This window comes from Rothia sp. 88186D007BW (assembly GCF_053544215.1).
Genome location: NZ_JBPPTR010000003.1, coordinates 1 through 26,702, shown reverse-complemented (window position 1 = coordinate 26,702; position 26,702 = coordinate 1). Strand labels below are relative to the sequence as shown.

Here is a 26,702-nt window from a genome sequence, read left to right as displayed (position 1 = left end):
GCTACCCCTCCCTTCTTCTATGAGGTGTGCTACTGCATGATGTGTAGCTGGCGGGCCGCTTCTGAAATGGAGCCGGTCAGTGAGGGGTAGACCGTGAAGGTTTCGGCTATATCATCAACGTGTAGCTTCTTATCAATAGCTAGGGACAGGGGGAAGATCAGCTCTGAGGCGCGGGGCCCTACCACCACGCCACCGATAACAGTCCCTGAGTGCTTGCGGGCAAAGATTTTGATGAAACCGTCCTCCACTGCCATCATCTTGGCGCGGGGGTTAGTAGCCAGCGGCAACATGACCATATCGGCCTGGTATTTACCTGATTCGATTTCGCTTTGGCTAATACCAACTGTTGCGATTTCTGGGGAGGTGAAAATGTTGGCTGCTACCTGGTGGGTGCGCAGGGGTTTGACGCTATCACCGAGCATGTGGGAGACAGCAACCCGGCCCTGCATGGCCGCTACAGAAGCGAGCGGGTAGACCCCGGTGCAGTCACCGGCTGCGTAAATATTGGGAATATTGGTGCGCGAGACACGATCAACATTAATGTGCCCTGACTCGCTGACTTCGACCCCAGCTTCTTCTAGGCCCAGGTTGTCGGTGTTGGGGATAGAGCCTACAGCGATGAGCACATGGGAGCCTGCGACTTTACGCCCGTCCCCTAGGGTGACGATGACGCCGTCCCCGGTCTCGTTGTAGCAGGCGGCATCAGCACGTGAGCGGGGCATGACGCGCACCCCGCGGCGCTCAAAGACGTTTTCAAGGACGGTGGCGGCGTCCTCGTCCTCACCGGGGAGCACCCGGTCGCGAGAAGAAATCAGGGTGACTTGGGAGCCTAGGCCGTTGTAGGCGGAGGCGAATTCTGCGCCGGTGACGCCAGAGCCGACCACAATTAGATTTTCTGGGAGTTCTTCTAGGGAGTAGAGCTGGGTCCAGTTGAGGATGCGTTTACCATCGGGCTGGGCGGTAGGTAGCTCGCGGGGGTGGGTGCCCACGGCCAGAATAATGAATTCGGTGGTCAAATCGTAGGTGAGGCCGGTGGAGTCGGTTACCTGTACGGTGTGGGGGTCGATGAGCTTGCCGCGGCCCTCAATGACTTTGACACCGCTGCGTTCTAGGGTGCGTTTAATGTCGTGGGATTGTTGGTGGGCTAGGTCGATGAGGCGCTGGTTGACCTTGGCCAGGTCAACGGAGATGGGGGGTGGGTTGTCGTCGTCGCCTACTGAGATGGCGAGTTCTTGGGCTTTGCCGAAGCGGTTGCGGGCGTCCGCGCTGGCGATGAGGGTTTTGGAGGGTACGACGTCGGTGAGGACGGCTGAGCCGCCGATACCTTTATCTTCGATGATAGTGACGTCGGCGCCGTGGCTAGCGGCAACAAGAGCGGCCTCATAACCGCCAGGGCCACCACCGAGAATAACAATCTTGTGTGATGCGTAGTCTGTTTTGAGAGTCACCCTTTTATTGTGTCGCACATCGCACGCGCGCTCAACTCTGGGCAGGTTTGGTACCGTAGAAGGGTGTTGAATGATTCAAATATTTCCGCTGTTTCCACCGCTGATCCCAACCACCCGGCACTGGTTCGTGCCCGTGAGGCCGCGGACTTCATTGCTGAGAAAACCGGCGTCGAGAAGCACGACCTGGCGCTGACGCTGGGTTCTGGCTGGGGCGAGGCTGCCTCACTCATTGGCGAGGCCACCCATGTTCTCTCAGCCGATGAGGTACCTGGCTTCCACAAGGCCGCTGTGGTGGGCCACCCCGGTACCCTGACCTCAATTCTGACCGAAAGCGGCAAGCGAGCCCTGGTGATTGGCTCCCGCACCCACTTCTACGAGGGCCGTGGCGTTGACGCTGTCGTCCACGGTGTACGCACCGCAGCTGCCGCAGGCGCTGAGACCATGATTCTCACCAACGGCTGTGGCGGCCTGAGCCCCGCCTACTCCGCCGGTGAACCCGTCCTGATCTCTGACCATCTGAACTTCACCTCAGCCTCCCCGCTCACCGGTGCTCACTTCGTTGACCTAACCGACCTGTACTCCCCTCGCATCCGCGAGATTGCCCGCGGCATTGACCCCTCCCTGCAGGAGGGCGTTTACATGCAGTTCCCCGGCCCCCACTACGAGACTCCGGCTGAGGTTAAGATGGCAGGTGTACTGGGTGCTGATCTAGTGGGCATGTCCACCGCTCTTGAAGCCATTGCCGCCCGCGCAGCCGGCCTTGAGGTCTTTGGTATTTCACTCGTCACCAACCTGGCCGCCGGTATCCAGGAGACCCCCCTCTCTCACGCAGAGGTCATTGAGGCCGGTGAAGCTGCTGGCCCCCGCATTTCCCGCCTGCTCGCAGACATTATCGCGGCCCTCTAAGGACAAGGAAAGACCATGTCACTCGATACTCAGCAGCTCCTTGAGCAAGCCCGCATCTGGGCCGCTATCGACCCCGATACAGAAACCAAAGCCCAGCTTGAGAGCATCATCGCCCAGGTTGAGGCAGGCGATGCGGCCGCAACCGCTGATCTGGCCGACCGCTTCTCGGGAACCCTCCAGTTCGGAACCGCAGGTCTGCGAGCCGAACTGGGCGCTGGCCCCATGCGCATGAACCGCGTCGTCGTTCAGCGTGCCGCCCAGGGCCTGGCAGACTACGCCACCGCGCGCGCGTCCGCTGAAGGCTGGGAGAAGATTTCCGCTGTGGTGGGCTTTGATGCCCGCAAGAATTCGGATATCTTCGCCCTCGACACAGCAGCTATTTTCACCGCAGCCGGTATCGAGGTTCACCTCATGCCCTCTGCCCTGCCCACTCCCGTAACCGCCTGGGCGACCCGCGAATACGGCGCCGAAATTGGCGTCATGGTCACTGCCTCCCACAATCCCCCTAACGACAACGGCTACAAGGTCTACCTGGGTGGAGCCGCCGTTGAACCAGGTGCCCGCGGGGCCCAGATTATCCCTCCCTACGACGGGGATATCGCAGCCGCAATCGCAGCTGTTGACACTCCGGTTCTGGCAGCCGACGGCTGGACGGTACTGCCCGAGAGCGTAGCAGCCGACTACATTGCCCGCGTTACCCCGCTGGTCGAGCAGAAGGACCGCGACCTCAAGATCGTGCTGACCCCCATGCACGGTGTTGGAGGTCAGACCGCTGAAGCTGTGCTGCGCCAGGCTGGCTTCGCTAACGTCACCCTCGTACCTGAACAGGCTGAGCCCGACCCGCTCTTCTCCACCGTCGCCTTCCCTAATCCCGAAGAGCCCGGTGCCCTTGATTTGGCTATGGCTCTAGCTGAGAAGATTGACGCTGACCTCATCATTGCCAACGATCCGGACGCTGACCGCGCGGCTTTCGCTGTCAAACGAAACGGCACTTGGGCTATGCTGCGCGGCGACGAAGCCGGAGCAATCCTGGCTACCCGTGTGCTGGCGTCCGTCAGCGACCCCGCAGAGGCCACTTTCGCTAACTCAATTGTCTCCTCCCGTCTGGCCGGAGCTATCGCCAAGGCAGCAGGCGTGGCCCATCGCGAAACCCTGACCGGTTTCAAATGGATTGCCCGTGTCGATAACCTGACCTTCGGCTACGAAGAAGCGCTGGGCTACTGCGTCGATCACGCCCAGGTACGCGACAAGGACGGCATCTCGGCAGCCCTGGTCATGGCCGACTACGCCCAGGAGCTCAAGGACGCCGGTTCCTCCTTCCCCGCGCTCCTTGACGAGATTGCCACCGAGCATGGCCTCTACGCCACCGACCAGCTCTCTGTACGTGTAGACGACCTAGCCCAAATTCCTGCCATGATGCAGCGTCTGCGCGCTACCCCTCCGGCTGAACTGGCTGAGTCCCCCGTGGTATCGGTAGAGGACCTTACCGAGGGCACCGATACCCTACCCCCCACCGACGGTATGCGCTACTACACCGAGGATTCCACTCGCGTCATTGTGCGCCCCTCCGGCACCGAGCCCAAGCTCAAGTGCTACCTGGAAGTGGTCGTACCTGTCAGCACCACCGTCGCCGATGCCCGCTCCGTAGCCGATACCAAGCTGGCCCTGCTTAAGGCAGACATGTCAGCGGCTCTGGGCCTCTAACCGAACCAAGATTTCAAGGAAGAACACCATGACTCTCGAACTCTCATCAGCCGATTTGGCTGCCATGATTGACCACACCATCCTGGCCCCCTCTGCCTCAGAAGAGGACGTCCGACGCCTTTGTGCCGAAGCCAAGCAGTACGGCTTCGCCTCTGTCTGCGCTAATCCCGTCTGGGCCCCCGTGCTGGCCGAAGAACTTGCCGGGTCTGCCTCCGTCCCCTGCGTGGTCGTAGGCTTCCCCTTCGGCGCCAGCGCCACCGTAGTCAAGGCTTTTGAAGCCAAGACCGCCGTTGAAGCCGGTGCCCGCGAAGTTGATATGGTCATCAACATCGCCGATGCCCGTGCCAACAAGAAGGAGGCCCTGGTTGCCGATATCAAGGCTGTCGCCGAGTCAACACACGCCGGTGGTGCCCTGCTCAAGGTCATTATCGAGACCTCCGAGCTGACCGACGACCAGAAGGTTGTGGCCTGTCAGGCATCTGTTGAAGCCGGGGCCGACTTCGTCAAGACCTCCACCGGCTACTCGTCCTCCGGCGCAACCGTCGAAGATATCGCCCTGATGCGCGCCACCGTTGGACCTGACCTGGGCGTGAAGGCCTCGGGCGGCGTCCGCACCCGCGAAGAAGCCCTGGCCATGATTGAAGCAGGCGCCACCCGCATCGGTGCTTCAAAGGGCATCGCCATCATCGGCGCCGGCGAAGCGGCAGAGGGCGGCTACTAAGCCAGGTTCTTCTCTGTCATATGGTGCGAACCGCTGAGGCAGCACCTATACTGAGTAATAAAGTACACACACGAAAAGGACTTCCCCATGGCTAAGACCACTGCTCAGTCAGACGCTGAGAAGCGTTCCAACGTTGAATCCTTCGGGATGGAATCCGGTGCTCCCGCGCGTAGCGGCACCCCCCAGTACTCAGGCACCAAGGAGCTGGGCTCAAACATCGCCCTCTTCGTTCTCTGCTTCGTACTGCTGCTGGGCTGCCTCTACACCCTGGGCATGTACCCCGAGGGTGGCTGGGGCTGGTGGACCGTAGCTGTTCTGCTCTACGGCGTCACCTTCATCATCCCCCTGTGGTTCCTGCCTTCGAAGACCAACGAGAAGCAGCACACCGGCGGCGCAGATCTCTTCCTCAAGTAAAGAGATACCTACAGTTTCAATCTAAGGGGCAGCCCACCTATAACAGGTGGGCTGCCCCTTATCTGTGTTTCCAGAAGCACCGATACGGTAGGTACCATCTAAACGAGAAAAACCCACGAACTAGGTGGGTTTTTCTTACTTAGGTGGTACCTTTTGCCCTATGAAGCGGCGACGCCGGCCTCGAAGATAGCGTGGATGAACTGCTCAGTCCACTCCACCATGGCGTCGTCCACCAGGTCTTTACCCCCAACAGCGGACGTCTTGGGGCGGGGCACCAGAATCTGCCAGTTCTCGGTACCCGGAATCTGACGGTACTGGGCACCCGGGTACATGCGATCTAGTCGCATCTGGCGGGACTCCGGCAGGTCATTGGCCGGGAAGAAACGCACCTTGGGGCCCATCGCCACGATTTCGCTCAGCCCCACAGCGCGAGCGCGCTGGCGAAGCGCTGCAACCTTGAACAGGTTTTCAACCGGGGCAGGCGGGGTGCCGTATCGATCAACCAGTTCTTCGCGGGCCTCTGCCAGTTCTTCAGCGGTCTGGGCCTGGGCAATCTGCCGATAGGCAGACAGGCGCAGGCGCTCTGAACTCACGTAGTCGTGCGGCATGTGGGCGTTGACCGGCAGATCGACCTTAATCTCAGCGGGAGCTTCTTCCTTCTCCCTGTGCTGGAAGTTAGCCACGGCCTCCCCCACAAGGCGAAGGTAAAGGTCAAAGCCAACACCGGCGATATGGCCCGACTGTTCACCGCCCAGTAGGTTACCGGCACCGCGAATTTCTAGGTCCTTCATGGCCAAGCGCATACCGGCGCCCAGTTCGTTGTGGGTCGCCACCGCCTTCAGACGCTCATGGGCGACCTCGGTCAGCACCTTCTCAGCCGGGTAGAGGAAGTAGGCGTAGGCGCGCTCGCGGCCGCGCCCCACGCGTCCGCGCAGCTGGTGGAGCTGGGACAGGCCGTAATTCTGGGCTTGGTCGACAATTAGGGTGTTGGCGTTTGAGATATCCAGGCCGGTTTCGACGATGGTGGTCGAGACCAGCACGTCGAACTTACGTTCCCAGAAGTCCACGATGATTTTTTCAAGGCGGGATTCGCTCATGCGCCCGTGGGCAACCGCGATGCGGGCCTCGGGAACGAGTTTTTGAATCTCGTTGGCGGTCTCTTCGATGGTTGAAACCCGGTTGTGCACCACAAAGACCTGCCCCTCTCGCATAAGTTCGCGGCGGATGGCGGCGGTAATTTGCTTGTCGGTGCGGGGGCCGACAAAGGTGAGGACGGGGTGACGTTCCTCGGGCGGGGTGGCAAGGGTGGACGTCTCGCGGATGCCGGTTAGGGACATCTCCAGGGTTCGCGGGATGGGAGTAGCACTCATGGCCAGCACGTCCACGTTGGTGCGCATGGTTTTGAGCTTTTCCTTGTGCTCAACGCCAAAGCGCTGTTCCTCATCGATAATGACCAGGCCCAGGTCCTTCCAGTCCACCGACTCGGAAAGTATGCGGTGGGTACCGACGACCACATCGACCGACCCGTTCTTAATGCCCTCAGCGATTTCAGCTGACTCCTTAGCCTTCTGGAAGCGGGAGAGCACCTTGATGGAGACCGGGAAGCCCGAGAAACGCTCGGTAAAAGTCTCGTAGTGCTGCTGGGCCAGCAGGGTGGTGGGAACGAGGACGGCCACCTGTTTGCCGTCCTGCACAGCCTTGAAGGCAGCACGTACCGCGATTTCGGTCTTGCCGTAGCCCACATCGCCCGAGATCAGGCGGTCCATGGGGATTTCGCGCTCCATGTCGGCCTTGACCTCGTTGATAGCCGAGAGCTGGTCGGGGGTTTCGTTGTAGGGGAAGGCTTCTTCCAGTTCCCGCTGCCAGGGGGTGTCTGGGCCGAAGGCGTGGCCGCGGGAGGCCTGGCGGGCTGAGTAGAGTTTAATCAGGTCAGCAGCAATTTCCTTGACGGCCTTGCGGGCCTTTGACTTGGTCTTAGCCCAGTCGGAGCCACCCATCTTTGAGAGCACCGGGGCATCGCCACCCACGTAGTTAGAGACCTGGTCCAGTTGGTCCGAGGGCACAAAAAGGCGGTCCTTGGGCCCGCCCCGTTTGGAGGGGGCGTACTCCAGCACCAGGTATTCCTTCATGGGCTTGGGCTGCCCGGGCATGACGGTTGCCCCGGCAATGGGGCGCTGGATCAGCTCGACAAACTGGCCGATACCGTGCTGTTCGTGCACCACATAGTCGCCGGCTGACAGGCTCATGGGGTCAACCGCGTTCTTGCGGCGGCGCACCGGTAGCTTACCGCTGCGCAGGTCGCGGGTGGCGTAGGGGCTGGTGCGGCCCAGGATATCTGCCTCGGTCAGTAGACCCAGCTTTTCGCCGTCCATCATGAAGCCGCGCCCCATGGAGGCGGTGGTCATCTCGATGATGCCCGGCTCAGGCAGTTTCGTCAGGCTGTCCACGCGAGACGCCGGTATCTCGGCTTCCTGGAAAAGGTCAAGCAGGCGGGTGAGCGGGCCTGGCCCGTCGGTCACCACGGTAATCCGCCACCCGTCCTTTACCTTCTTCCCAACTTCGGTCAGCAGCTCGGTCACGTTGCCCGAGTAGGTATGGGGGGCACGGGCAGCCAGCTGGACCGAGTCAATCCCGTCATCGATGGCGTCGTCAACGCCCAGGGCCGTCATAGCCCACCAGCCAAAGCCCTTCGCGAGGGCGGTTTCTCGCAGGGCGGCAATGGTGCGGAAGCTACCGGCGCTCAGACCATCGGGGCCGTTGGCACCCAGGTCGATGGGGGCGTCCGTAGTGTCGGTGACAGAATCCCAGGCAGCCAGCAGGAACTCCTCGTTGGTAGCAACCAGGTCGGTTGCGCGGGAGCGTACCTTTTCCGGCTCGATAATGAGGGGCAGGGACCCCGGGGGCAGGTGGTCGAGCAGGGTCACCATATCGTCAACCAGCAGGGGAATCAGGGACTCCATGCCCTCAACATAAATACCACCGGCAATTTTTTCGAGCATGGCGGCAGCGCCCGGGAAGGACCCTTTGAGCCTGGCTGCCCGGCTCATCACGCTGGGGGTAATCAGGAGTTCGCGGCAGGGAGGGGCGAGTAGCTCGGTGGGGTGGTCTTTGCCGGGCAGGGTGCGCTGGTCAGCAACCGAGAACCAGCGGATATTCTCGACCTCGTCCCCAAAGAATTCGATACGGGCGGGGTGAGCTGCGGTCGGTGAGAAAATATCGATAATGCCGCCGCGCACGGCAAATTCTCCGCGCTTTGACACCAGGTCAACGCGGGAATAGGCGGCCGATGCGAGAGATTTAATCAGGGCATCAAAGTCTTGTTCTTCGCCCATCCGCAGGGTCACCGGCTGCATTTTTTCGAGACCTGCGACCAGGGGCTGCAGCACCGAGCGGATAGGGGCAACGAGCACCCGGGGAGCGGACGCACCCCCCTCGGCGAGGGCGCGCAAGACCGCTAGGCGCTGGCCCACGGTATCGCTTCGCGGGGAGAGACGCTCATGGGGCAGGGTTTCCCAGGCCGGGAAGAGCTGGGCCTGTCCAGGCTCTAGCACCGATTCTAGGGCGGTGACGGTGTCTTCAGCCTCGCGGTCGGTAGCGGTGACAGCTAGCAGGACGGGCGGGGTCGGCTCGTTCTGGGCGGCAAGTTGCTGGGCTATACCGGCAAGCAGAAAGGGCCTGGCCCCGTCAGGAGAGCCAATCAGAAATTCATCGAGGCGGGCTTTGGGGTCTGTACCTGCCTGGGTGATGATTGCGGTATAGCTGGGCTCGTGGGTGAGGGCTTGGGCAAGGCCGCTCAGTGACATCTTCGCTCCCCTGGGGTAAGGCCGGTTGGTGCAGGCTCCATTATCCCACAGGCATCTTCACTACCCTAAGGGCTAAACCGCTAAGACGGTAGAAGTCTCTATTCAAGGAAATAACTAATACAAGTGTGATAAACACCAATAGTATTTTCGAGGAAAACCATTCTTGTCCCCATAAGTTACTACCGAGTAACCCCATCTTTTCCGCCTAAGGCTATTAACCCACCCGAGGACCAACCGGTAGTATGAGATGACCGGTAAAGCACTCTGGCAAAACCCCACTCCTTTCGCACGGAGCACCAGCGAGCTTTACCCCACCACGCACCACAACTTTTAGGGACTTAATGAAACAATTAGGGACACCCCTCTCTGCTGCCCTGCGCGCGCCCAGCCTGCGCACCGGCGTCCTTGCCCTGTGCGCCAGCGCCACTCTAGCCCTGGCGGCCTGCGGCTCATCCGACAGCAACGCTAGCAGCTCTGAAAGTGCTTCAAGCTCAGCCTCTGCAGCAGCGGCAACCGCAACAAATAGCGCCGGTGAAGCGCTCACCGAAAACTTCGCGGGTTCCGAAGCCCTCGCTGAAGCGAGCGAAGCCGCTGTAGACACCGAAGAAGTTCAAACCACCGAACAGCTCTACACCGCTATCCAAGGGGCGCTTGGCGGAATTGAACCAGCTACCGGGTCCAGCGATGCAAACAGCACCGGGGAAGAAATTTCCAGCGATACCGAAAGCGTTCAAGCCAACGAAAACGCGGTTGATAGCTACGTCTCTGCAGAAACCACAGCGCAGCTTGAAGCAGCAGCCACCGGCACAGCCCTTGACCAGTACCTTGCTACCGCAACCGAGTACGCCCAGTCAGGCTGGCATGTTGAGGGAACCTCAACCGTCGTGGGCACCCCCCGCATCGCCGATGGTGAGTACAACGGCCAGGCAGCCAAGATTATGGAAGTCTGTCTAGATTCCTCGGGAGTCAAGGTTGTAGATGCTGCGGGTAACACCGTCAGTTCCAACCAGTTCCCCCGCTCACTCAACATTTTTACTCTGGTCGAAAACAACGGGGAATGGAAGATTGCTTCCCACGACTTCCCCAACAACGCAGATTGCTAAACACACATGAAAAAACCCTCACTGTTTACTAAGATCGCCGTTGGTGCGGTTGCCCTGGGCGTTGGCGTCTCCGTCATCCCCGGCGCTATTGCAACCAACGAGTATGTAGCCAACGGTCTCACTACCGAAACCGCAGCGGCGTCCTGCTGGGAAATCAAGCAGAACGACCCCGAATCCAAGTCAGGTGCCTACTGGCTCTGGACCGACGAAATGGACGCCCCCGCCCAGTTCTACTGTGACCAGGAAACCAACGGCGGTGGCTGGGTCATGATTGGCCGCGGCCGTGAAGGCTGGAGCGAGGACTACGCCGGTAAGGGCGACCCCCGCGAGCTCGCAACTAACCCCGACGGCACCGATGCCTTCTCCCCTGTCCAGCTTCCCTCCTCCACCGTGGACGCCCTGCTGGGCGACACCAAGGTACAGGACCTTGAGGACGGCGTGCGCTTCTACCGCGCGGGTAATGCCGCCGGCACCGCCTGGCAGAACATGTATGCAAAGCGCACCAAGACTGAAAACTGGTCGTGGACCCTCTCTGCCTACCACCCCTGGGAAAGCATCCGCTACGATAATGACCCTTCACTGGGCGCTGACCGATCCGTAGCCACCTCAGTCAACCGTATCTCCAACGATAACGACTACTACTACTCCAACAACTTCTACGGCCGAAGCAACCAGTCCTGGAAGATTGGCTTCGCCTTTGGTCGCAACGTCCAGGGCACCGATACCGCCGCCTCCTACCTGTGGGGCCCTCGCGGTACCGGCTACGGTATCCCCTTCACCCAGGTTTTCGTCCGCCCCAAACTTACCCAGGCTGACCTGAACCTGACCGACATCGCAGATAGCGGTACCGCAGCAGCTACCGAACGTGCGCTGCCCGCTAGCTTCTCATCCCGCGTCACTTGGCGTACCAGCGCTAACAGCGGCACCGGTTCCACCAGTGAGCTGAACACCCGCGTCCAGGCCATTAACCAGCTGGGTGATACCGTCTACACCGGCGGCGACTTCGCCTTTGTCGAAAACGCCACCACCGGCGAGAAGGTACAGCAGAAGTTCATCGCTGGCTACAACGTCAACACCGGCGAGCTGGTTCGTTCCTTCGCTCCCCAGCTCAACGGCCAGGTCAAGGCTATTTCACCCCTCCCTAACGGCAAACTGGCAGTTGGTGGCGAGTTCACCCGGGTCAACGGTCAACCCTCTAACGGCTTTGTCATTCTGGACCCCGTCACCGGTGCAACCGACACCTCACTGGGCTGGGACGTTGTCAACCGCAACGCCAGCGGCACCTCCTTCGTCAAAGCTATCGATGTGCAGGGCAACTATGTCTACATCGGCGGTAACTTCACCCACGTTAAGGGTGCCACCTCAGATACCTACGCCTACTCCAAGAACATCGCCCGTTTCCGCCTGAACGACAACTCGGTTGACTGGTCCTGGCGCCCCGTGACCAACGGTACCGTCAACGGTGTTTCGGCAAGCGATGAGGGTGTCGCTATCGCCGGCTACTTCTCAACCCTCAACGACCAGCGTGCATGGAAGCTGGCCTACATCAACACCACCGACGGCAAGGCAGCCCAGAACTGGGAGTGGACCCTGTCTCACCGTGCCACCAACCCCACCCATCGCGATGGCTTCCAGTTCGATGTGCAGGATGCCGGATCAACTATCTGGACTGCGGGTGCTGAACATCTCGTCGCCCAGTACGATAAGTCCAATCTAAGCAACCGTCTGACCACTGCTATCACCAAGAGCGGCGGCGACTTCCAGGACCTATCACTCGATAGCAATAACGTGCTCTACGCCGCCTGCCACTGTGGCGACTGGATTTACTACGGTGCAACCACCCACGACAATCCGTGGAACGCACCCACTTACAGCGGTGTGAACACCATCCGTCTGATTTCTGCATTTGATGCCCAGACCGGCGAGATTCTGCCCCAGTTCAATCCCAGCCTGCAGGGCCAGCGCGGTCACGGTATCTGGGCGTCCTTCACCGACTCCACCGGCACCCTCTGGGTTGGCGGCGATATCACCCGCTCCCTGGGCTACAACGGTGTGCAGCAGACTGTCGGTTTCGCCCGCTATGCGCCCGCTGATTCTACTGCTCCGGCTACCGCGTCCAACCTCTCCGTCACCACCGACGGAACCACCGATACCCTGTCATGGACCGGTGTTTCTGAGCGCGGTGTCACCTACCAGATTCTGCGCGATAACCGCGTGATTGCTTCAACGGCGGACACCAGCTACAAGCTGCCCACCACCGAAGACGCTCGCTACTTCGTCCGCGTCTCCGATGCTGCCGGTAACGTCTCTGCCTCTACCCCGGTCGCCGTAGCGGCTAAGCCTCAGCCCACTCCTGAGCCCACGGTAGAGCCCACCACCGAGGCACCTGCTGAGCCGACCGCTGAACCCACGACCGAAGCTCCGGCTGAACCCACCGCAGAACCTACCGCTGAGCCCACCACCGAAGCTCCGGCTGAGCCCACCGCAGAACCTACTGCTGAGCCCACCACTGAGGCCCCCGCTCAGCCCGATAACCCGAATGTGAAGCCCATTGAGGAAATCACTGAGGAGCCGGTTCCCCCGGTAGTTGAGGAAAACCCCGCTCCCGCTGAGCCTGTTGCTCCGGTTGAACCGGTCAAGCCTGCAGATCAGAAGGTTGTTGCCTCGGGCGATAACTGGGATATCGCTTTCGTACTCACCAACGAATACGACAAGACCTGGCGTAACACCAACTACGCCTATAACACCGCCCGTCAGTGGTACGTTGCACCGACCTCCATCGGTTGGGGCGAATTCTCACTGGCAAACCGCGTCCAGTTCGCCTACTACAATCAGCCTATGTCGATGTTCCTGCGTAAGGAGATGCAGCTGACCCCGCAGGCTAACCAGGAGCTGGTTCTGACCACCTACGCAGATGACGGTATCGCTATCTACGTCAACGGCCGCGAGGTCAACCGCACCAACCTGATGGCTAACGCTGCGCCCAATACCCCGGCGCAGAAGGCTGTTCCCTACTCACTGGCTAAGGCAACCCCGATTACCGTGGTTGTTCCCGCTAGCCAGCTGAACCAGGGTAAGAACGTGATTGCCGTTGAGGTTCATTCCTACCGCCGTTCTGAAAGCGCGACTTTCGATATGGAAGCTGTTCTGCGCACTAAGTAAGGCACATACCTGCTGGTAAGAGTCTGTGGCCCGTGCTCGATGAGCACGGGCCACGTCTTTTTCTTCAAGACGGCAGAGGCGGACGCCGGTATTCACCCCGACAGGATGAGTCAGCGGATCTGGGGTAAGAACATATTGAAGGTCATAGTTTTGTGGGCTAGTTTTCACCTATGGCTGGCACAGTTGTTCACCTAAAATTAAGTACTCGGGCGTGTTCCTCTCGTTTGAGCTCCTAACCATCGCACTGTGGTAGCTCTGCCTAAGACTCAGAGCCACGCCCGTCTCGCACACACTTTCAAGGATTAACTAGGGTTTATGACTAGCACTCGCACTTTGGCCCCCCGTGGGTTTAGGGAAACACTGACGCAACTGAACTCTGCCCAGAAGTCTGGGGCTGGGGTGCCTGCCTATACCCGCTGGGTCAACCGTCGTGTTGCCCGTATCTTTGCTGCGGCTGCGGTCAAGGCTGGTCTTGGGCCCAACGGGGTCACTGCTCTCAGCGCCACGGTTTCTGTGCTGGGTATGCTCTTGATGATTTTCTTCCCGCCTTCGCCCCTGTTGGGTGTTGGGGTGGCTCTGCTGTTTGCGCTGGGCTACGCCCTGGATTCGGCGGATGGTCAGGTTGCTCGCGTGACGGGGGCGTCCTCCCCTGCCGGTGAGTGGCTCGACCACGTGGTTGACGCTATGCGCACCCCCGCAATGCATCTGACGATTCTGGTGGGCTTTATCAAGTACCCTCAGGCTTTCCCTGTAACCGGCTGGCAGCTCTGGTGGCTCCCCCTTGCCTTTACGATTCTTGTTACGGGGCATTTCATGAGCCAGATTCTGGCTGAACAGCTACGCAATAATCGGGGTACTGCTGCCCCGGCTACCGGTAGCACCCTCCGTTCTTTCGTCAACCTGCACATGGACGCCGGTACCTTCTGCTGGATTTTTATCTTCTGGGGCACCGGGCTTGGCTTCGTGCTGGTCTATGGCCTGCTCTTTGCTGCCAATACTGCCACCGTGTTGCTTTCCATGCGCCGTAAATTCGTTACCCTCGCTCAGCCGGCAGGTGCCTAATGCAGAGTGTTTCCGTCATTATCGCCACGAACGGCAAGCGTCCTGAGCTACTGCGTACCGCGGTTACCGCTCTTTTCGAACAGACTTATACCGGCCCGGTTGAGGTGCTGGTGGTCTTTGACCACGTTGAGATTGACCCGCTGGCAGATCTTCAGGTTCCTGAGAACCGCTCCCTGCGCACTATCCCTAATACCCGCCCCCAGGGTCTAGCCGGTGGCCGCAACACCGGTATTGAGGCGGCTGCAGGAGATATCCTTGGGTTCTGCGACGACGATGATTACTGGCTGCCGACCAAGCTTGCTGACCAGCTAGAGCTCTGGCAGAGTGCCCCGCAGGCAATTGCAATTTCTTCGGGTATCCGGGTGCGCTCCGGCGGTAAAGATATTGACCGTTTAGCTCCCGCCCGCGCCACCTTCGCTGATTTTCTCCGGTCCCGCATCACCGAAATCCACCCCTCGGCGATGCTCTACCGCCGCTCAGATTTGCTAGGACGCGTGGGGCTCGTTGACGAGGACCTCCCGGCTGCCTACGGTGAAGACTACGATCTGCTTCTGCGCGCCACCAAGTTCGGTGATATCTACTCGGTCGAAAAGCCGCTGGTACTGATTCTGTGGGATCGCCCGTCCTTCTTTGCTGGCAAGTGGGAAAACATGGCCGCGGGTCTCACCTACCTGCTGCGCAAGTTCCCCGAGTTTGAAAGCGACCCCAAGGGTCTTGCCCGCATAACGGGGCAGATTGCTTTTATTCACGCTGCGCTGGGGAATAAAAAGCTGGCTCTTGCCTATGTACAAGCTACGCTGCGCCGTGATCCCGCGCAGCTACGAGCCTGGGCTGCGTTGCCTGTTGCCCTGGGTCTGGTGAGCCCCTCTGCACTTTTGGCGGCTGTGAATAAGACCGGTCGAGGCCTCTAGCCCCATGACCGTGCTTACCCCGACCCACCGGCACAACAGGTTTTTATCTGCTGTTGCTCCTACCGCCGGAGCTCCCCTGCCTGCCTGGCCCATTCTGGTTCTGCTCTACGGCTTCCCACTCGTATGGGCTATGGGCATGATGCAGTTTGCGCCCACCCTTCTTGCAGCATCGATGATTGTGCTCATGGTCATGCGCCGCCATGTACTGGTGCACTCCACCATGTGGATCTGGTTTGCCCTCATGTTCTGGGGCCTTATCTGTGTGGTTTCGGTTGATACCGCTTCAGAGTTCCTGGGCTGGTTCCAGCGCTACATGAATATCTTTAACGTGGGTATCTACACGCTCTACTTCTTCAATGCCCGCGAGCGCATTCCCAACCACATCATGCTGGGTGGGCTGCTGACGATTTGGTTCACGGTGGTGATTTTGGGGTACCTGGCCTTGGCCTTCCCCGATTTCCGTCTGCCGACCCCGATGAGTTTCATTCTGCCGGGGGCCCTGCTCAATAACGAGCTGGTGAAGGACTATGTGCTTCCGCCGATGGCTGAGGTGCAGTGGCCCTGGGGCGCTGAGGTGGCTTATATCCGTCCGTCCGCGCCTTTCCCCTACGCTAACTCCTGGGGCTTGGCCTACGCACTGCTGACCCCTGTGGTGTTTGCGGTGATGACCGGTGTGCACTCGAAGAAGATTCAGCTGGGGCTGGGTTTTGCGGTGGCTCTGTCGCTGGTGCCTGCTGTGGCTACTTCTAACCGGGGTATGTTTATTGGTCTGGGGTCAGCTTTTGCCTATGTGCTCTTCCGGCTCCTACTCAAGGGTGACTGGCGGGCGCTCGGTATCGGTGCGGTGCTGGGCATTAGTGCGGTGACCTACCTGATGGTTTCTGGCGCTGTCGAAGATATTTTGGGCCGTCAGGAGTATTCTGACTCCACCGGTGGTCGCGCTTCGCTCTACGAGCTGACCTTTGAGTACACCCTGCGCTCTCCTCTAGTGGGCTATGGCACCTCGAAGATGGCCGATAGCGTGGGTGTGTCGATGGGTACTCAAGGCCAGGTCTGGGCGCTGATGTTCTGCTTTGGCTTTGTGGGTTTGGGGCTTTTCCTGCTCTATGTTGTTTCGGTTCTGATTAATACCTGGAACATCGCTTCGATTACCGGTATGTGGGTGCACTCGGTGATTGTTGCGGCTCTGGCCGTGGTTTTCTTCTACTCTTTTGACGTGATTCAGCTGACCGTGCTGATGCTGTCGGTGGCGCTGATGATGCGTTCGCGCATGTACGGGGAGGGTCTGTGATGGCCCGTTCGCTTGCCCGCAGTGGGGCTTTTTCGTCCCTGTATGTGATGTACGGTTCTGCCGCTGCTTTTGTGGCCACCCTGATTGTTTCTAACGGGGTGGGCGAGGCAGGGGCCGGTGCCTTCTTCCAGGTCATGGCTTTCTTCGCGATTGCCACCTCTCTGTGCGTATTCGGTGCCGACACCGGCCTGGTGCGTACCATGAGCGCCCAACGCGCCGTGGGGCGCTACTCTAGCCTGCCTCAGCTCATGCGTTTTGCTTTCGGTCCGGCCACTGTTATCGCTCTGGTATTAGCTGCCGCTGCCCTGCTCTGTGCGCTACCGGCTGTGACCCCGGGCCTGGGGGCGGACGTCCGCGCCGCAGTTCTCGTGTCAGCCCCCTTTGTGGTGGTGGCAGCCTGGATGACCCTGTGTTTCGGTGCCCTGCGCGGGCTGGGGCACACGGTTGAGTTCACCTTCTTGCAGTCTGCCCTGCTGCCGACCCTACGTATCGGCGCGGTCTTACTGGCGGTGGCCTTCTCGGGAGCTATCGCCTACCTGGCGCTTGCCTGGGCTGTGCCCCTTCTGGTGGTTTTTGTGGTGGCAGCGCTCTGGGTGCGGAAATATATGCCCCAGCAGGAGGACGTGCCCAGTTACCAGGCTCGTCATCTTGCGGTCGAGCAGGTTCCCACTAGCGCTGTGGCAGCCCCCGAGTCGGCCCGTTCGTTCTGGGCTTTTAGCTCGGCTCGCGGTGTCTCTGCCATGGTCGAAGCGGTACTGGAGTGGGTTGATGTGCTGCTCATCGGCCTCTTCTTGGGGCCCGCTGCTAGCGGTATTTACGGTGCCGTCAATCGCTGTGTTCGGGTGGGCGCTATGGTTGAACACACCGCCCGGGTGGTCACCGGCCCCGATATCTCAGCAGCTATCGCTACCGGCGACCAGCCCCGGGCCCGCCAGATTTTTGTCTCCGCTACCCGTATTCTGATTGCTGTCGGATGGCCCTTCTTCATTACGCTTGCCACCTTTGGGCCGGTCTTACTGGGTTTCTTCGGTGAAGGTTTTACCGCTGGCGCCCCGCTCTTCTATATCATCGGCGCGGCGATGCTGGTGCAGATGGCGGCAGGCGGCGTGCAGTCGGTACTGCTGATGAGCGGACGCGCCCGCTGGCAGCTCTACAACAAGCTTTCAGCTTTGCTGGTAGCCCTTGTGCTGAACCTAACGCTCATCCCTCTCTGGGGGCTTGCCGGGGCAGCAACAGCCTGGGCGGCAGCCGTCCTCACCGACTGTGGCCTTGCTACCGCCCAGGTCTACGGCAAACTGGGTATTCGCCCGCGCCCTGGCGAAATTTTACCGGTCATGGCTCTAGCGGCCTTGACGCCGGGCGTGGGGGCAGCCGCGATTATTACCCTCTGGGGGCAGAGCCTCGTAGCTCTAGCCGTCTACGCGCTACTCCTTGTCCCCCTCTACTTAGTCCTCATCTACCGCTTCCGCCGAGCAATCGGCCTTGAATCTCTCGTCACATCAATCACTCGCAAACTTCGCCGCTAGGCCCATACACTCCTAGGGAAGGAACACACATGGAACGCTCCTCACGAGCCAGAGCCAACGACCAGCAGGCTACCCCCATTTCGCTGGGGGCCGCCGTCCGCCGTATCCTGCGTCACAAAATCGTTGTACTCATCAGCGCCCTCATCTTCGCTGCCCTGGGTGCAGTCGCCGGCCTAGCCCTGCCCCACTCTTATGAGTCCAAGGCCGTCATCAACGTCACCCAGCCCAGCGCCGGCGCCAGTGGCCTGCGTGCTGCCCTCAACTCCATCGACATGGACACCGAAGAAGCCATCGCCTCCTCCCGGGTGGTTCTGCAGGCCGCAGCCGACGAGCTGGGTATGGACGTAGCCGACCTTAAAGACCAGGTCACCGCAGCGGGGCACTCCAATAGCACTATCCTCGATATCATCGTCAATGCCAAGGACCCCAACGAGGCAGCAGATATCGCCAACACCGTTGCCCGCGCCTACCTGGCCCATCGATCAGATACCCTGCGTGCCAGCCGAGAAGAGACCCGAGAGAACATCGACGCTGTCTCTAACGGTATGGATAAGGCCCTCGTTGACCAGGCAATTCTGACCCTAGAAGCAACTTCTACCGACAGCGGCACCATCATTTCAGAGGCCCAAGTGCCCGACGCCCCCTCAAACTTTAGCCTGGCCCAGACCATCTTCATCGGTGGCGCCATGGGTCTGCTCATCGGTATCTTCGCAGCCTACGTTGTAGACCGCACCAACCGCACCCTGGGCTACTCAGAGCGCCTCTCAGAAATCTCAGGGGCTCCCGTCTCCATCATTGCCCGCGGTGCCGAAACCGAATCAGCAACCCAGCTGTTACGCCGTATCGGCGTAGCAGACGGGCGCCTCAAGAACGCCGATCTGCGCGGCATCACCATCTTCTCCCCCACCCCCCGCGCAGCAGCCTCGCTGACTTCCCTGCTCACCGGTGTCCTCACCGATAGCAACTACAGCATCGCCGACGCCGCTACTTTCAACGCCCTGGGCCTGGAGAACCTCAAGGACCACATCAAGCAGAACTCCCCCGTCATCATCGATGCCCCCGCGTCTGCCTCGACCTCAAAGGTCCTGTTGGCCGCCGACCATACCCGCGTGCTGCTGCTGCCCTTTACCTCAAAGAGCACCGTCAAGAGCGCCCAGCGACTCTTCGACGAGCTCACCCCGGCCAGCTCCACCAAGGTCATCCCCGTCTACTTCGACGCACCCACCCAGAAATAAGCAGCCATGAAAGTACTCCTCACCGCAAGCGCTGGCGGCCACCTGGCCCAGCTCATTGCCCTCGATAAATTCTGGAAAGAACACGACCGTGCCTGGGCCACCTTCGAGCTGCCCGAAGTCAAAGCTGCTCTAGAGGGCGAGCGCACCTACTGGGTGCACTTCCCCACCACCCGCAACATTCCCAACGCTATTCGCAATATCGGGGTAGCCTGGCGGGTGCTCCGTAAGGAGCGGCCTGATGCGGTGGTCTCCACCGGAGCCGCGGTCGCTGTGCCCTTCTTTATCATTGCTAAGCTGCTGGGCATCAAGACCGTTTTTATCGAGGCCTATGACCGCATTACCATGCCCACCCTCACCGGCCGCATGTGCTACCCCATGAGCGACCTCTTTGTGGTGCAGTGGGATGAGCAGAAGAAAACCTTCCCCGAAGCCGTCAATATCGGCCATATTCTCTAGGAGGCTGCCGTGACAGAAAACCCGCGCCCGGATGCCGCCCAGGCTAAGGCTTACGATCTAGTGGTGTCTCTGGGCACCGACCATCACCACTTTGACCGGCTGATTCAGTGGGTTGATTCCTACCTGGCAGATCGCCCAGAGGTCACGGCACTGGTGCAGCACGGTTTCACCGCGCCTCCCCAGCATGCGGACGCCGTCGAACGCATGCCCCGGGCCGACCTGCTTGATCTTTACCGGGCTGCCAAAGTAGTGCTGGTTCAGGGTGGCCCGGGGTCGATTCTCGATGCCCGTGAGGTCGGGGCTATCCCGCTTGCTGTACCGCGTGTGGCTGAGCTCGATGAAGTCGTTGATAACCACCAGGTCGAGTTCTCCCGGGTTATGGAAACCCACGGTGAGGCTATCGTTGTTACCAGCCCCGAAGACCTGCGAAACAAGCTGGACGCGGCCTTTGCCGACCCCGGTTCGCTCCGGGGCACCTACCGGGTGCCCGGTAGTGACCAGGCCTCAGATAACCTCTCAGCCGAGCTAGAAGCCCTGGGCACAGCCTATAACAGCGGTTTCATCCGCCGAACCGCCCAGATTATTGCCGGATTCCGCTCTCAGTAAGCAAGGCTGCTCCGCGCTTTCGCGCCCTCAAGCACACCCCGTAGAATAGGGCACGACACCTTTATCACCGCCCCTGAAAGAGAGAGCCCATGGCTGTTCAGAGTTCAACCACCATCAACGCTTCTATCGACAACGTCATCCGCGCCTTTGCTGACGAGAACTTCGCTCGCTTCGCCAGCGAAAAGGTCCGTATCTCCTTCGAGTCCTTCTCTGTTGATGGTGACCCCGCCGGTGCCTTTACCGCCACCACCGTGCGCGCTATCCCCGCTGACCGTATTCCCGATATGGCGAAGAAGCTCCCCGGCGTATCCAACGGTGTGACTGTTTCTCAGGTTGACCGGGTGTCGGCTCCTGCGGCTGACGGCTCCCGCACTGTGGTGTCTGAGGTAACCGTCAAGGGTATCCCCGTTACCGGTAACGCAACCCAGACCCTGACCCCCGCCGGTGAGACCACCGAGGTTAAGGTCGACGGTGAGGTCAAGTGCTCCATTCCCCTGGTTGGTAAGAAGATTGCTGCAGCAGCTGAGCCCCAGATTGGCCGCGTCTTCTCAGCCCTGGGCACCAGCGCCGAAGAGTACATCAAGGCTAACTACTAAGAGCCCGTAGATACCGAGGACGCCCCGCCCTCCACTCCCCTTTCAAGGGGAAGGAGGGCGGGGCGTCCTTCATTATGTCTGGGCTTTGCTCTAGGGCAGGAAGCAGTTACGCAGCAGCGGCGACAGGGGTGTTGAGCGCTTCAAGTGCTGCCCGCAGCTTGGTGCTGGAGGTATGGGCGGTGTAGGGGAAGTAGACTACCTGCACGCCGACCTCAGCGAAGCGGTTTTCCAGGTCGATGCCGCGCTGGGTGCCCTTCCAGTCGTCGCCCTTGAAGAATGTGTTGAAGCGTACCTGTTCCCAGGTTTCGAGCTTGTCGACCACGGTTTCAGCGCGGACTTCGTCCACAAAGTCGATGTGGGAGACGATTTCCATGCGCTCGGCCAGCGGCACGATGGGCTTGCGGCCCTTGGTAAGTTCGAGCATCTCGTCGGAGACTACCCCGGCGATAAGGTAGTCGCAGTTTTTCTTGGCCTGGCGCAGGATGTTGAGGTGGCCAACGTGGAAAAGGTCGAAGGCGCCGGCGGCATAGCCAATGTTCATGGGTCCCCCAGAGTGTGCGTGTGGGCGCGGTGCGAACGCGCTAGTACAGGTGTGTTTCTCCACTTAACCCTACGTTAAGGTGGGGAGCAAGGTAAGGACGATACCGGGGGCACTTTGGGGGACAGCCCAGGTCAGGGCGTGGTTGGGGTAACAAAACCCACCCCGCTACAGCCCGACAGGGGCGGACACTTTGGGGTGGGTTCTGTGCGCTGAGCTGGGGCTTTGAGCTGAGCTAGGATTTTATGCCGGGTTAGGCAGCTGCTGCTTCCTTGGTGGCTTCTTCGGCTGCGACCCAGGAGAGCATGGCGCATTTCACGCGGGCTACGAACTTGGAGACACCGGCGAAAGCTGCTGCATCGCCCAGAACTTCTTCATCGGGTTCGATTTGACCGCGGGAGCGGAGCATCTCACGGAAGTCGTCGACAAGCTGCTGAAATTCCTGGGTGCTCATGCCGGGGGCCATCTCTGAGAGTACGGAGGCAGCTGCCATGGAAATGGAGCAGCCGTCGCCTTCCCAGGAGATAGTGTCGATGGTGTTCTCACCGTCTTTGAGGGTAACGCGCAGGTTGATTTCGTCGCCGCAGGTGGGGTTGTACTGGTGGTTGGTTGCGGCCCGGGTTCCGTCGGCGGGGTCGATGAGTCCCTCACCGGAGCGCTGTTTGGAGTGTTCGAGAATGATCTGCTGGTAGAGCTGTTCAAGACCGCTCATAGTCGGTGTCCTTCTTTCACGGTGGGGGGGCTAGTTGCGCTTATCTTTAGTCGGTGTAGCCGAAGTAGCTGCGTACCTTGGCGAGTTCTTCGATGAAGCGCTCTACCTCGTCGGTGGTGTTGTAGATGTAGGCGCTGGCTCGGGTTGATGCAGTGATGCCGAGTGCCCGGTGCAGGGGCTGGGCGCAGTGGTGGCCTACGCGCACGGCGATGCCTTTTTCGTCGAGCAGCTGGCCGACGTCGTGGGGGTGCACACCATCGACGTGAACGGCGGTCAGGCCGGCACGGGGCTGCCCTGTTGCCGGGCCGATGAGGCGGACGCCGGGGATTGAGCTGACGCCCTCTGCCAGGAGCTGCCCTAGCTTGGATTCCCAGGCGTGAACCTGATCCATGCCCAGGTGCTGCAGGTAGCGCACGGCTTCGGCCCAGGCGACGGCCTGGGAGACCCGCTGGGTGCCTGCCTCGAATTTGATGGGGGCAGGCATCCATTCCGCTTCGGTCATGGTGACCTTGGTAATCATGGAGCCACCGGTGAGGAAGGGGGGCATGGCTGCAAGCAGCTCGTTACGGCCGTAGAGGGCACCGATACCGGTGGGGGCTAACATCTTGTGGGCTGAGAAAGCTGCGAAGTCTACGCCGAGTTTTTTCACGTCGACGGGCATGTGGGGCACTGATTGGCAGGCGTCCAGCACCGTCAGAGCTCCGACCTTCTTAGCCAGGGTGACCATGAAGTCCACGTCGGTGATAGAGCCCGCTACGTTTGAGACATGGGTGAAGGCAAGGATGCGGGTGCGGTCGGTGACGATGGATTCGGCTGCCTCGTAGTCGATGAGGCCCTCATCGGTAACGGGGATGTAGCGTAGGGTGGCGCCGGTACGGGCTGCCAGAATCTGCCAGGGAATGACGTTGGCGTGGTGTTCCTGCTCGGTGGTGACGATTTCGTCGCCCTCTGCCAGCGCGAAGCGGGCAGCGGCGTCCCCGCCGATTCCGGCGGACGCGTTGCCGAAGGAGTAGGTGAGCAGGTTGAGGGCTTCGGTGGCATTGGAGGTCCAGACCAGCTCGTTTTCGGCGGCGCCGATGAAGGAGGCGACGGTGCGGCGGGCGTCTTCGAAGGCGTCGGTAGCGTCAACGGCGAGGGTGTGGGCACCGCGGTGGACGGCTGAGTTCGCTCCGAGGTAGTAGTTACGTTCGGCATCGAGTACCTGGAGGGGGTTTTGGCTGGTGGCTCCGGTGTCGAGGTAGGCCAGGGGGTGGCCGTTGACCTCGCGGCTGAGGATGGGGTAGTCCTTGCGTAGGTCGGTGACGAGTTCGTTGGTGAGCTCTGCTCCGGCTGGAGTGCTGTAGCTACTGGCCACTGTTTTTGCCTTTCCGTTGGGTACGCCTGGTATAACGGCATGTTTTTCTAGCCTATTCCCTGCGGGGCGGAATTGGTAGTTAGGGTGGGCTTTGGATACTCAGAGGGGTCCCCAAAGCGGTATACACCGGCTTATGCAATCTTTTCTGTGTAACTCCCTAGCCCTGTCGGCACTAACCGTTTAAACCGCATGGCTGGTTTCTCAATGAAATGCCATGACAAGAAAGCTAGCGGTAAGGTAAGAGCAAAACAAGAAAAAGCAGTAAAAAACCACCCATACTGCGTAATTCCGGCTAATACAAGTAGCTGTTGAACAGGGAAAGCATATACATATATCCCGTATGAAATATCATTTCGAGTGCCAATGCGAGTAGGCAGTGTTGCTCCCAACGCTAGAACCATATAGGGCATTGCAACAAAAATGATAATGCTGCCCCAAATATTATGGGACGTCGATACCAAGGAGAGTGTAACTAAGCATGCAACAACAGCTAAAGGTAAGCTTGCAGGGATTTTATCAGCGAAGACATAAAACAGCATACCTACCGCAAAAAAGGTCCAGAGCCTCACACCGTTCGCGATAATAACTTCTAGCGGCCCCGGAAAGAAAGTGTAGACAGAGGAAGGAATAAATAAGGAAATCAAAACCATCAGAGTAGCTAGCACTATTACCGCTGGTTTCAGATGTTTACGAACCCATGGAACCATCACAAAGAGACACACCCCCACATAGGCAAGAGCCTCGTAGAAGAGGGTCCACAACGAACCATTCCACGTAACCGCAAAGGGAACATCTGCGTTGACAGGCAAATCACCCGATTTGAGAGTTAGTGATTTGAAGAAGAAGTATAGTGCTTCTGACAGTTTCCATTCAGCCCCGAAGACTTTTCCAAGAGGAGAAAATATAAAAGCTGTAGCTAGTAGCGCTATAAGATATCCGGGATAAATTCTAAGGAAGCGTCTCCATAAAAATGGTTTTGCTCTCATTCTCATACCTGAAGCAAGAATAAGGTATCCAGAAGCAACAAAAAAGCACTCAACAGCCGTACCGTGCCACGCACCCAAAGCAAAGGAGCCAATAACTAATGGCTCAAAATCTCCCAGTAGGAATGCATGCCCAAAGATAACTAGAGTAGCTAGCACAAGGCGTACAAAATTCAACGCGTTATTGTTTGTGCTCAGCCGATCTGCAAGAGTCAGCGTCCCGACCTTGTTTGCCTCATCCATTATTTACCTGATTCTTCGTAGAGATGTTTGTTTCTAGTTGGCGTGAAAACGCTGCTGGGCACCCCTTATGAATAAGCCTCTCTTTAGCCCCTCAACGCTACGCGATTTCATTCACTTTTATGCTCATTTAGAGTTTTTGAAGACTACCTGGGGTAAGTTAAGATTTTGTATAAATTATATAAAGTAGCAGCAACAACCGAACGTGCACGCTTACACCGCGTGCGCAGCCCAACCAATTCTTTTATTTTTCCGATTTTTGTATTTGAATACCCATTTTTCTCAATAAAACCATGTGCTTGAATACCACTATCTCCCACCCATGAAGCAAGAGATGGCTTCACAACAAGGATATCCAAATTAGCAGGATCTTTAAAATAATCCCATGCGTCCGCAACCCAATGAATTCCGGAACATCTTTCAACGAACTTTATATAATTACAAACAGCATCACGGGTCATAACATATAGACCCGTACCCCAGACAGTCCCATCATATCTTGCCAACTTGTATTTATTTAAATATTTTTTCCCTATCAGAGATTGCTGAAACCAATACTCATCATCACTAAAGAAATTCTTTTTATCAGCTGAACTAAAAGGTGTAGCCAAAAGCGCCACCTGCAAGCCTGAGATATCTTTGACAACCCCTTCAACTACCTCCTCAAAGTTTTTTGAAAATATTGCATCATCCTCGGCAACTAAGAGCAGATCGGAGTCATCACTAGAATTTAAAACAAAATCCCTCATCACCAAATAATGGCTTACAGCACACCCAACGACGGGATCTGATGCATCAAATCCATAGAGATTTCTAAAACCATTTCTATTAAAATCTTGTCCACTATAATACTTCCCATCTATTGCATCAAATATTTTGAAGTTTTCAGCCCCTTTTTGCTTTTTAAATCCATCAATTCTACTTGAACCTTCTAGACTAATAACATATTTATAAATATTCATTAAAATTAATCCTTTCATTTCGATAAATATATCTCAGGTACTATAATTATAGCAGTTTAATAATTTGGCCTATCCGCTTGGCAACTATTTCATTATAGATGATCTACTGGAATTGAATTCTATTCAAAAGTAGGTCATCTCATACTCACCAAGAGACTATAGATCCACCACAGAGCAAAATAAAAGTTAAATTTTCAACCAAATAACCTCCACACCAACCGAAAAGACCGTTGTAGCACCAGCCTACAACAGAGCTATCCAACCAGCGATTCACCACGCTACTAACAGCCTGATATGTACTGGCTTTAGTTCCGACAATTATAAGACCACTAAAGCACCATCAACCACCTCCTGCGGAGTCCGATAACCAAGACTCTGATGCAACCGACCAGCATTCCACCAAGCAACCCAAGACGCAGTCTCAACCTCCAACTGACCAACTGAAGCAAAAAGGCGATTCCTCACCAGCTCAGCCTTATAAGCACCATTCACACTCTCAGCCAGAGCATTATCATACGAATCACCAGTAGAACCGACTGATAACTGCACTCCTAGTTCTTTCAAACCAGCAGTGTAATCCTGCGCAATATACTGCGAACCACGGTCAGAATGATGCACAATCTGCGTTAGATCAGAGCCACCCTTCTTCGCTTCAAAAAGCGCCTGCTTCAACGCCGTCAAAGGCATCCCCAGAGTATGCATGGTCGAAGAAACACCCCAACCCACAACCTTCCGGGAAAACACATCAGTAATGAAGGCCGTATAGCAGAAACCTGAATAGGTTCTGACATAGGTAAAATCTGCTACCCAAAGGCGGTTAGGCGCATCAGCGGTAAAGTTACGCTGAACCAAATCAGGACGGTCATCAATCACTGTGGCCGCTCTGGTGGTCATAGGTTTACGACCCCGATGAGCACCAGCAACACCGGCTATTTTCATGAGTCGGTAGGTCTGATCCCGACCAATATC

Annotated in this window: 22 protein-coding genes; 14 read left to right on the top strand and 8 right to left on the bottom strand. The window is 58.3% G+C overall.

Annotation, left to right across the window (positions count from 1 at the left end):
* Nucleotides 1-29: 29 nt before the first annotated feature.
* The gene (locus ACEE09_RS02245; protein WP_449081691.1) at nucleotides 30-1,448 is read right to left on the bottom strand and encodes an NAD(P)H-quinone dehydrogenase; all 1,419 of its coding nucleotides are present in this window, start codon (nucleotides 1,446-1,448) and stop codon (nucleotides 30-32) included.
* An 81-nt stretch (nucleotides 1,449-1,529) separates the two neighbouring features.
* Here ACEE09_RS02245 and ACEE09_RS02240 point away from each other — a divergent pair, with 81 nt between their 5' ends.
* The 4 genes from ACEE09_RS02240 (at nucleotide 1,530) to ACEE09_RS02225 (ending at nucleotide 5,193) form a co-directional block, all read left to right on the top strand.
* On the top strand, nucleotides 1,530-2,354 hold the full coding sequence (locus ACEE09_RS02240; protein WP_449081905.1) for a purine-nucleoside phosphorylase: 825 nt from the start codon (nucleotides 1,530-1,532) through the stop codon (nucleotides 2,352-2,354).
* 15 nt (nucleotides 2,355-2,369) lie between these two features.
* Nucleotides 2,370-4,058: a phospho-sugar mutase gene (locus tag ACEE09_RS02235; RefSeq protein WP_449081689.1), complete on the top strand. Its 1,689-nt coding sequence runs from the start codon at nucleotides 2,370-2,372 to the stop codon at nucleotides 4,056-4,058.
* 28 nt (nucleotides 4,059-4,086) lie between these two features.
* Nucleotides 4,087-4,779 (top strand): deoxyribose-phosphate aldolase, encoded by a 693-nt coding sequence (gene deoC / locus ACEE09_RS02230; RefSeq protein WP_449081687.1) that lies wholly within the window; start codon nucleotides 4,087-4,089, stop codon nucleotides 4,777-4,779.
* A gap of 87 nt (nucleotides 4,780-4,866) precedes the next feature.
* The gene (locus ACEE09_RS02225; protein WP_449081685.1) at nucleotides 4,867-5,193 is read left to right on the top strand and encodes a hypothetical protein; all 327 of its coding nucleotides are present in this window, start codon (nucleotides 4,867-4,869) and stop codon (nucleotides 5,191-5,193) included.
* 158 nt (nucleotides 5,194-5,351) lie between these two features.
* Here the strand turns inward: ACEE09_RS02225 and mfd are convergent, their stop codons facing one another.
* Nucleotides 5,352-8,996, bottom strand: coding sequence for a transcription-repair coupling factor (mfd, locus tag ACEE09_RS02220; RefSeq protein ID WP_449081683.1), 3,645 nt, complete (start codon nucleotides 8,994-8,996; stop codon nucleotides 5,352-5,354).
* A gap of 341 nt (nucleotides 8,997-9,337) precedes the next feature.
* On the opposite strand from mfd, the gene ACEE09_RS02215 reads away from it, so the two are divergent.
* The 10 genes from ACEE09_RS02215 (at nucleotide 9,338) to ACEE09_RS02170 (ending at nucleotide 20,944) form a co-directional block, all read left to right on the top strand.
* Complete coding sequence (locus ACEE09_RS02215; RefSeq protein ID WP_449081681.1) at nucleotides 9,338-10,099, top strand: hypothetical protein; 762 nt, start codon at nucleotides 9,338-9,340, stop codon at nucleotides 10,097-10,099.
* A 6-nt stretch (nucleotides 10,100-10,105) separates the two neighbouring features.
* On the top strand, nucleotides 10,106-13,261 hold the full coding sequence (locus tag ACEE09_RS02210) for a fibrinogen-like YCDxxxxGGGW domain-containing protein (protein WP_449081679.1): 3,156 nt from the start codon (nucleotides 10,106-10,108) through the stop codon (nucleotides 13,259-13,261).
* 315 nt (nucleotides 13,262-13,576) lie between these two features.
* Nucleotides 13,577-14,323, top strand: a complete 747-nt coding sequence (locus ACEE09_RS02205; protein ID WP_449081677.1) for a CDP-alcohol phosphatidyltransferase family protein — start codon at nucleotides 13,577-13,579, stop codon at nucleotides 14,321-14,323.
* On the top strand, nucleotides 14,323-15,234 hold the full coding sequence (locus tag ACEE09_RS02200; RefSeq protein WP_449081675.1) for a glycosyltransferase family 2 protein: 912 nt from the start codon (nucleotides 14,323-14,325) through the stop codon (nucleotides 15,232-15,234). Before ACEE09_RS02205 ends, ACEE09_RS02200 begins: the two co-directional genes overlap by 1 nt.
* A 4-nt stretch (nucleotides 15,235-15,238) precedes the next feature.
* On the top strand, nucleotides 15,239-16,525 hold the full coding sequence (locus ACEE09_RS02195; RefSeq protein ID WP_449081673.1) for an O-antigen ligase family protein: 1,287 nt from the start codon (nucleotides 15,239-15,241) through the stop codon (nucleotides 16,523-16,525).
* Complete coding sequence (locus ACEE09_RS02190; protein WP_449081671.1) at nucleotides 16,525-18,051, top strand: lipopolysaccharide biosynthesis protein; 1,527 nt, start codon at nucleotides 16,525-16,527, stop codon at nucleotides 18,049-18,051. Before ACEE09_RS02195 ends, ACEE09_RS02190 begins: the two co-directional genes overlap by 1 nt.
* Before the next feature lie 29 nt (nucleotides 18,052-18,080).
* Nucleotides 18,081-19,286 (top strand): YveK family protein, encoded by a 1,206-nt coding sequence (locus ACEE09_RS02185; RefSeq protein WP_449081669.1) that lies wholly within the window; start codon nucleotides 18,081-18,083, stop codon nucleotides 19,284-19,286.
* Nucleotides 19,287-19,292: 6 nt separating this feature from the next.
* A complete protein-coding gene (pssD, locus tag ACEE09_RS02180) occupies nucleotides 19,293-19,742 on the top strand; it encodes a PssD/Cps14F family polysaccharide biosynthesis glycosyltransferase (protein ID WP_237187093.1) in 450 nt (149 codons plus the stop codon).
* 9 nt (nucleotides 19,743-19,751) lie between these two features.
* The gene (locus ACEE09_RS02175; protein ID WP_449081667.1) at nucleotides 19,752-20,348 is read left to right on the top strand and encodes a glycosyltransferase; all 597 of its coding nucleotides are present in this window, start codon (nucleotides 19,752-19,754) and stop codon (nucleotides 20,346-20,348) included.
* Between the two features lie 89 nt (nucleotides 20,349-20,437).
* Nucleotides 20,438-20,944: a DUF2505 domain-containing protein gene (locus tag ACEE09_RS02170; RefSeq protein ID WP_135010995.1), complete on the top strand. Its 507-nt coding sequence runs from the start codon at nucleotides 20,438-20,440 to the stop codon at nucleotides 20,942-20,944.
* 106 nt (nucleotides 20,945-21,050) lie between these two features.
* On the opposite strand, the gene ACEE09_RS02165 is transcribed toward ACEE09_RS02170, so the two are convergent.
* The 6 genes from ACEE09_RS02165 to ACEE09_RS02140 form a co-directional block, all read right to left on the bottom strand.
* Nucleotides 21,051-21,485 (bottom strand): adenylyltransferase/cytidyltransferase family protein, encoded by a 435-nt coding sequence (locus ACEE09_RS02165; RefSeq protein ID WP_237198666.1) that lies wholly within the window; start codon nucleotides 21,483-21,485, stop codon nucleotides 21,051-21,053.
* A 250-nt stretch (nucleotides 21,486-21,735) separates the two neighbouring features.
* Entirely contained in the window at nucleotides 21,736-22,194 is a 459-nt protein-coding gene (gene sufU / locus ACEE09_RS02160) for a Fe-S cluster assembly sulfur transfer protein SufU (RefSeq protein WP_449081664.1), read from the bottom strand.
* Between the two features lie 46 nt (nucleotides 22,195-22,240).
* Nucleotides 22,241-23,548: a SufS family cysteine desulfurase gene (locus tag ACEE09_RS02155; RefSeq protein WP_449081662.1), complete on the bottom strand. Its 1,308-nt coding sequence runs from the start codon at nucleotides 23,546-23,548 to the stop codon at nucleotides 22,241-22,243.
* 131 nt (nucleotides 23,549-23,679) lie between these two features.
* Nucleotides 23,680-24,774 (bottom strand): acyltransferase family protein, encoded by a 1,095-nt coding sequence (locus ACEE09_RS02150; RefSeq protein WP_449081660.1) that lies wholly within the window; start codon nucleotides 24,772-24,774, stop codon nucleotides 23,680-23,682.
* A gap of 143 nt (nucleotides 24,775-24,917) precedes the next feature.
* Complete coding sequence (locus ACEE09_RS02145; protein WP_449081658.1) at nucleotides 24,918-25,733, bottom strand: glycosyltransferase family 25 protein; 816 nt, start codon at nucleotides 25,731-25,733, stop codon at nucleotides 24,918-24,920.
* Nucleotides 25,734-26,051: 318 nt separating this feature from the next.
* A partial coding sequence (locus tag ACEE09_RS02140) for an IS3 family transposase (RefSeq protein WP_449081656.1) occupies nucleotides 26,052-26,702 on the bottom strand: 651 nt, incomplete at its 5' end.

What these genes read in the sequence shown, in the direction of transcription:
- ACEE09_RS02235 (WP_449081689.1), top strand. Translation starts at nt 2,370, where the DNA reads ATGTCACTCGATACTCAGCAGCTCCTTGAGCAAGCCCGCATCTGGGCC.
- deoC (WP_449081687.1), top strand. Translation starts at nt 4,087, where the DNA reads ATGACTCTCGAACTCTCATCAGCCGATTTGGCTGCCATGATTGACCAC.
- ACEE09_RS02225 (WP_449081685.1), top strand. Translation starts at nt 4,867, where the DNA reads ATGGCTAAGACCACTGCTCAGTCAGACGCTGAGAAGCGTTCCAACGTT.
- mfd (WP_449081683.1), bottom strand. Translation starts at nt 8,996, where the DNA reads ATGTCACTGAGCGGCCTTGCCCAAGCCCTCACCCACGAGCCCAGCTAT.
- ACEE09_RS02215 (WP_449081681.1), top strand. Translation starts at nt 9,338, where the DNA reads ATGAAACAATTAGGGACACCCCTCTCTGCTGCCCTGCGCGCGCCCAGC.
- ACEE09_RS02210 (WP_449081679.1), top strand. Translation starts at nt 10,106, where the DNA reads ATGAAAAAACCCTCACTGTTTACTAAGATCGCCGTTGGTGCGGTTGCC.
- ACEE09_RS02205 (WP_449081677.1), top strand. Translation starts at nt 13,577, where the DNA reads ATGACTAGCACTCGCACTTTGGCCCCCCGTGGGTTTAGGGAAACACTG.
- ACEE09_RS02200 (WP_449081675.1), top strand. Translation starts at nt 14,323, where the DNA reads ATGCAGAGTGTTTCCGTCATTATCGCCACGAACGGCAAGCGTCCTGAG.
- ACEE09_RS02195 (WP_449081673.1), top strand. Translation starts at nt 15,239, where the DNA reads ATGACCGTGCTTACCCCGACCCACCGGCACAACAGGTTTTTATCTGCT.
- ACEE09_RS02190 (WP_449081671.1), top strand. Translation starts at nt 16,525, where the DNA reads ATGGCCCGTTCGCTTGCCCGCAGTGGGGCTTTTTCGTCCCTGTATGTG.
- ACEE09_RS02185 (WP_449081669.1), top strand. Translation starts at nt 18,081, where the DNA reads ATGGAACGCTCCTCACGAGCCAGAGCCAACGACCAGCAGGCTACCCCC.
- pssD (WP_237187093.1), top strand. Translation starts at nt 19,293, where the DNA reads ATGAAAGTACTCCTCACCGCAAGCGCTGGCGGCCACCTGGCCCAGCTC.
- ACEE09_RS02170 (WP_135010995.1), top strand. Translation starts at nt 20,438, where the DNA reads ATGGCTGTTCAGAGTTCAACCACCATCAACGCTTCTATCGACAACGTC.
- ACEE09_RS02165 (WP_237198666.1), bottom strand. Translation starts at nt 21,485, where the DNA reads ATGAACATTGGCTATGCCGCCGGCGCCTTCGACCTTTTCCACGTTGGC.
- sufU (WP_449081664.1), bottom strand. Translation starts at nt 22,194, where the DNA reads ATGAGCGGTCTTGAACAGCTCTACCAGCAGATCATTCTCGAACACTCC.
- ACEE09_RS02150 (WP_449081660.1), bottom strand. Translation starts at nt 24,774, where the DNA reads ATGGATGAGGCAAACAAGGTCGGGACGCTGACTCTTGCAGATCGGCTG.
- ACEE09_RS02145 (WP_449081658.1), bottom strand. Translation starts at nt 25,733, where the DNA reads ATGAATATTTATAAATATGTTATTAGTCTAGAAGGTTCAAGTAGAATT.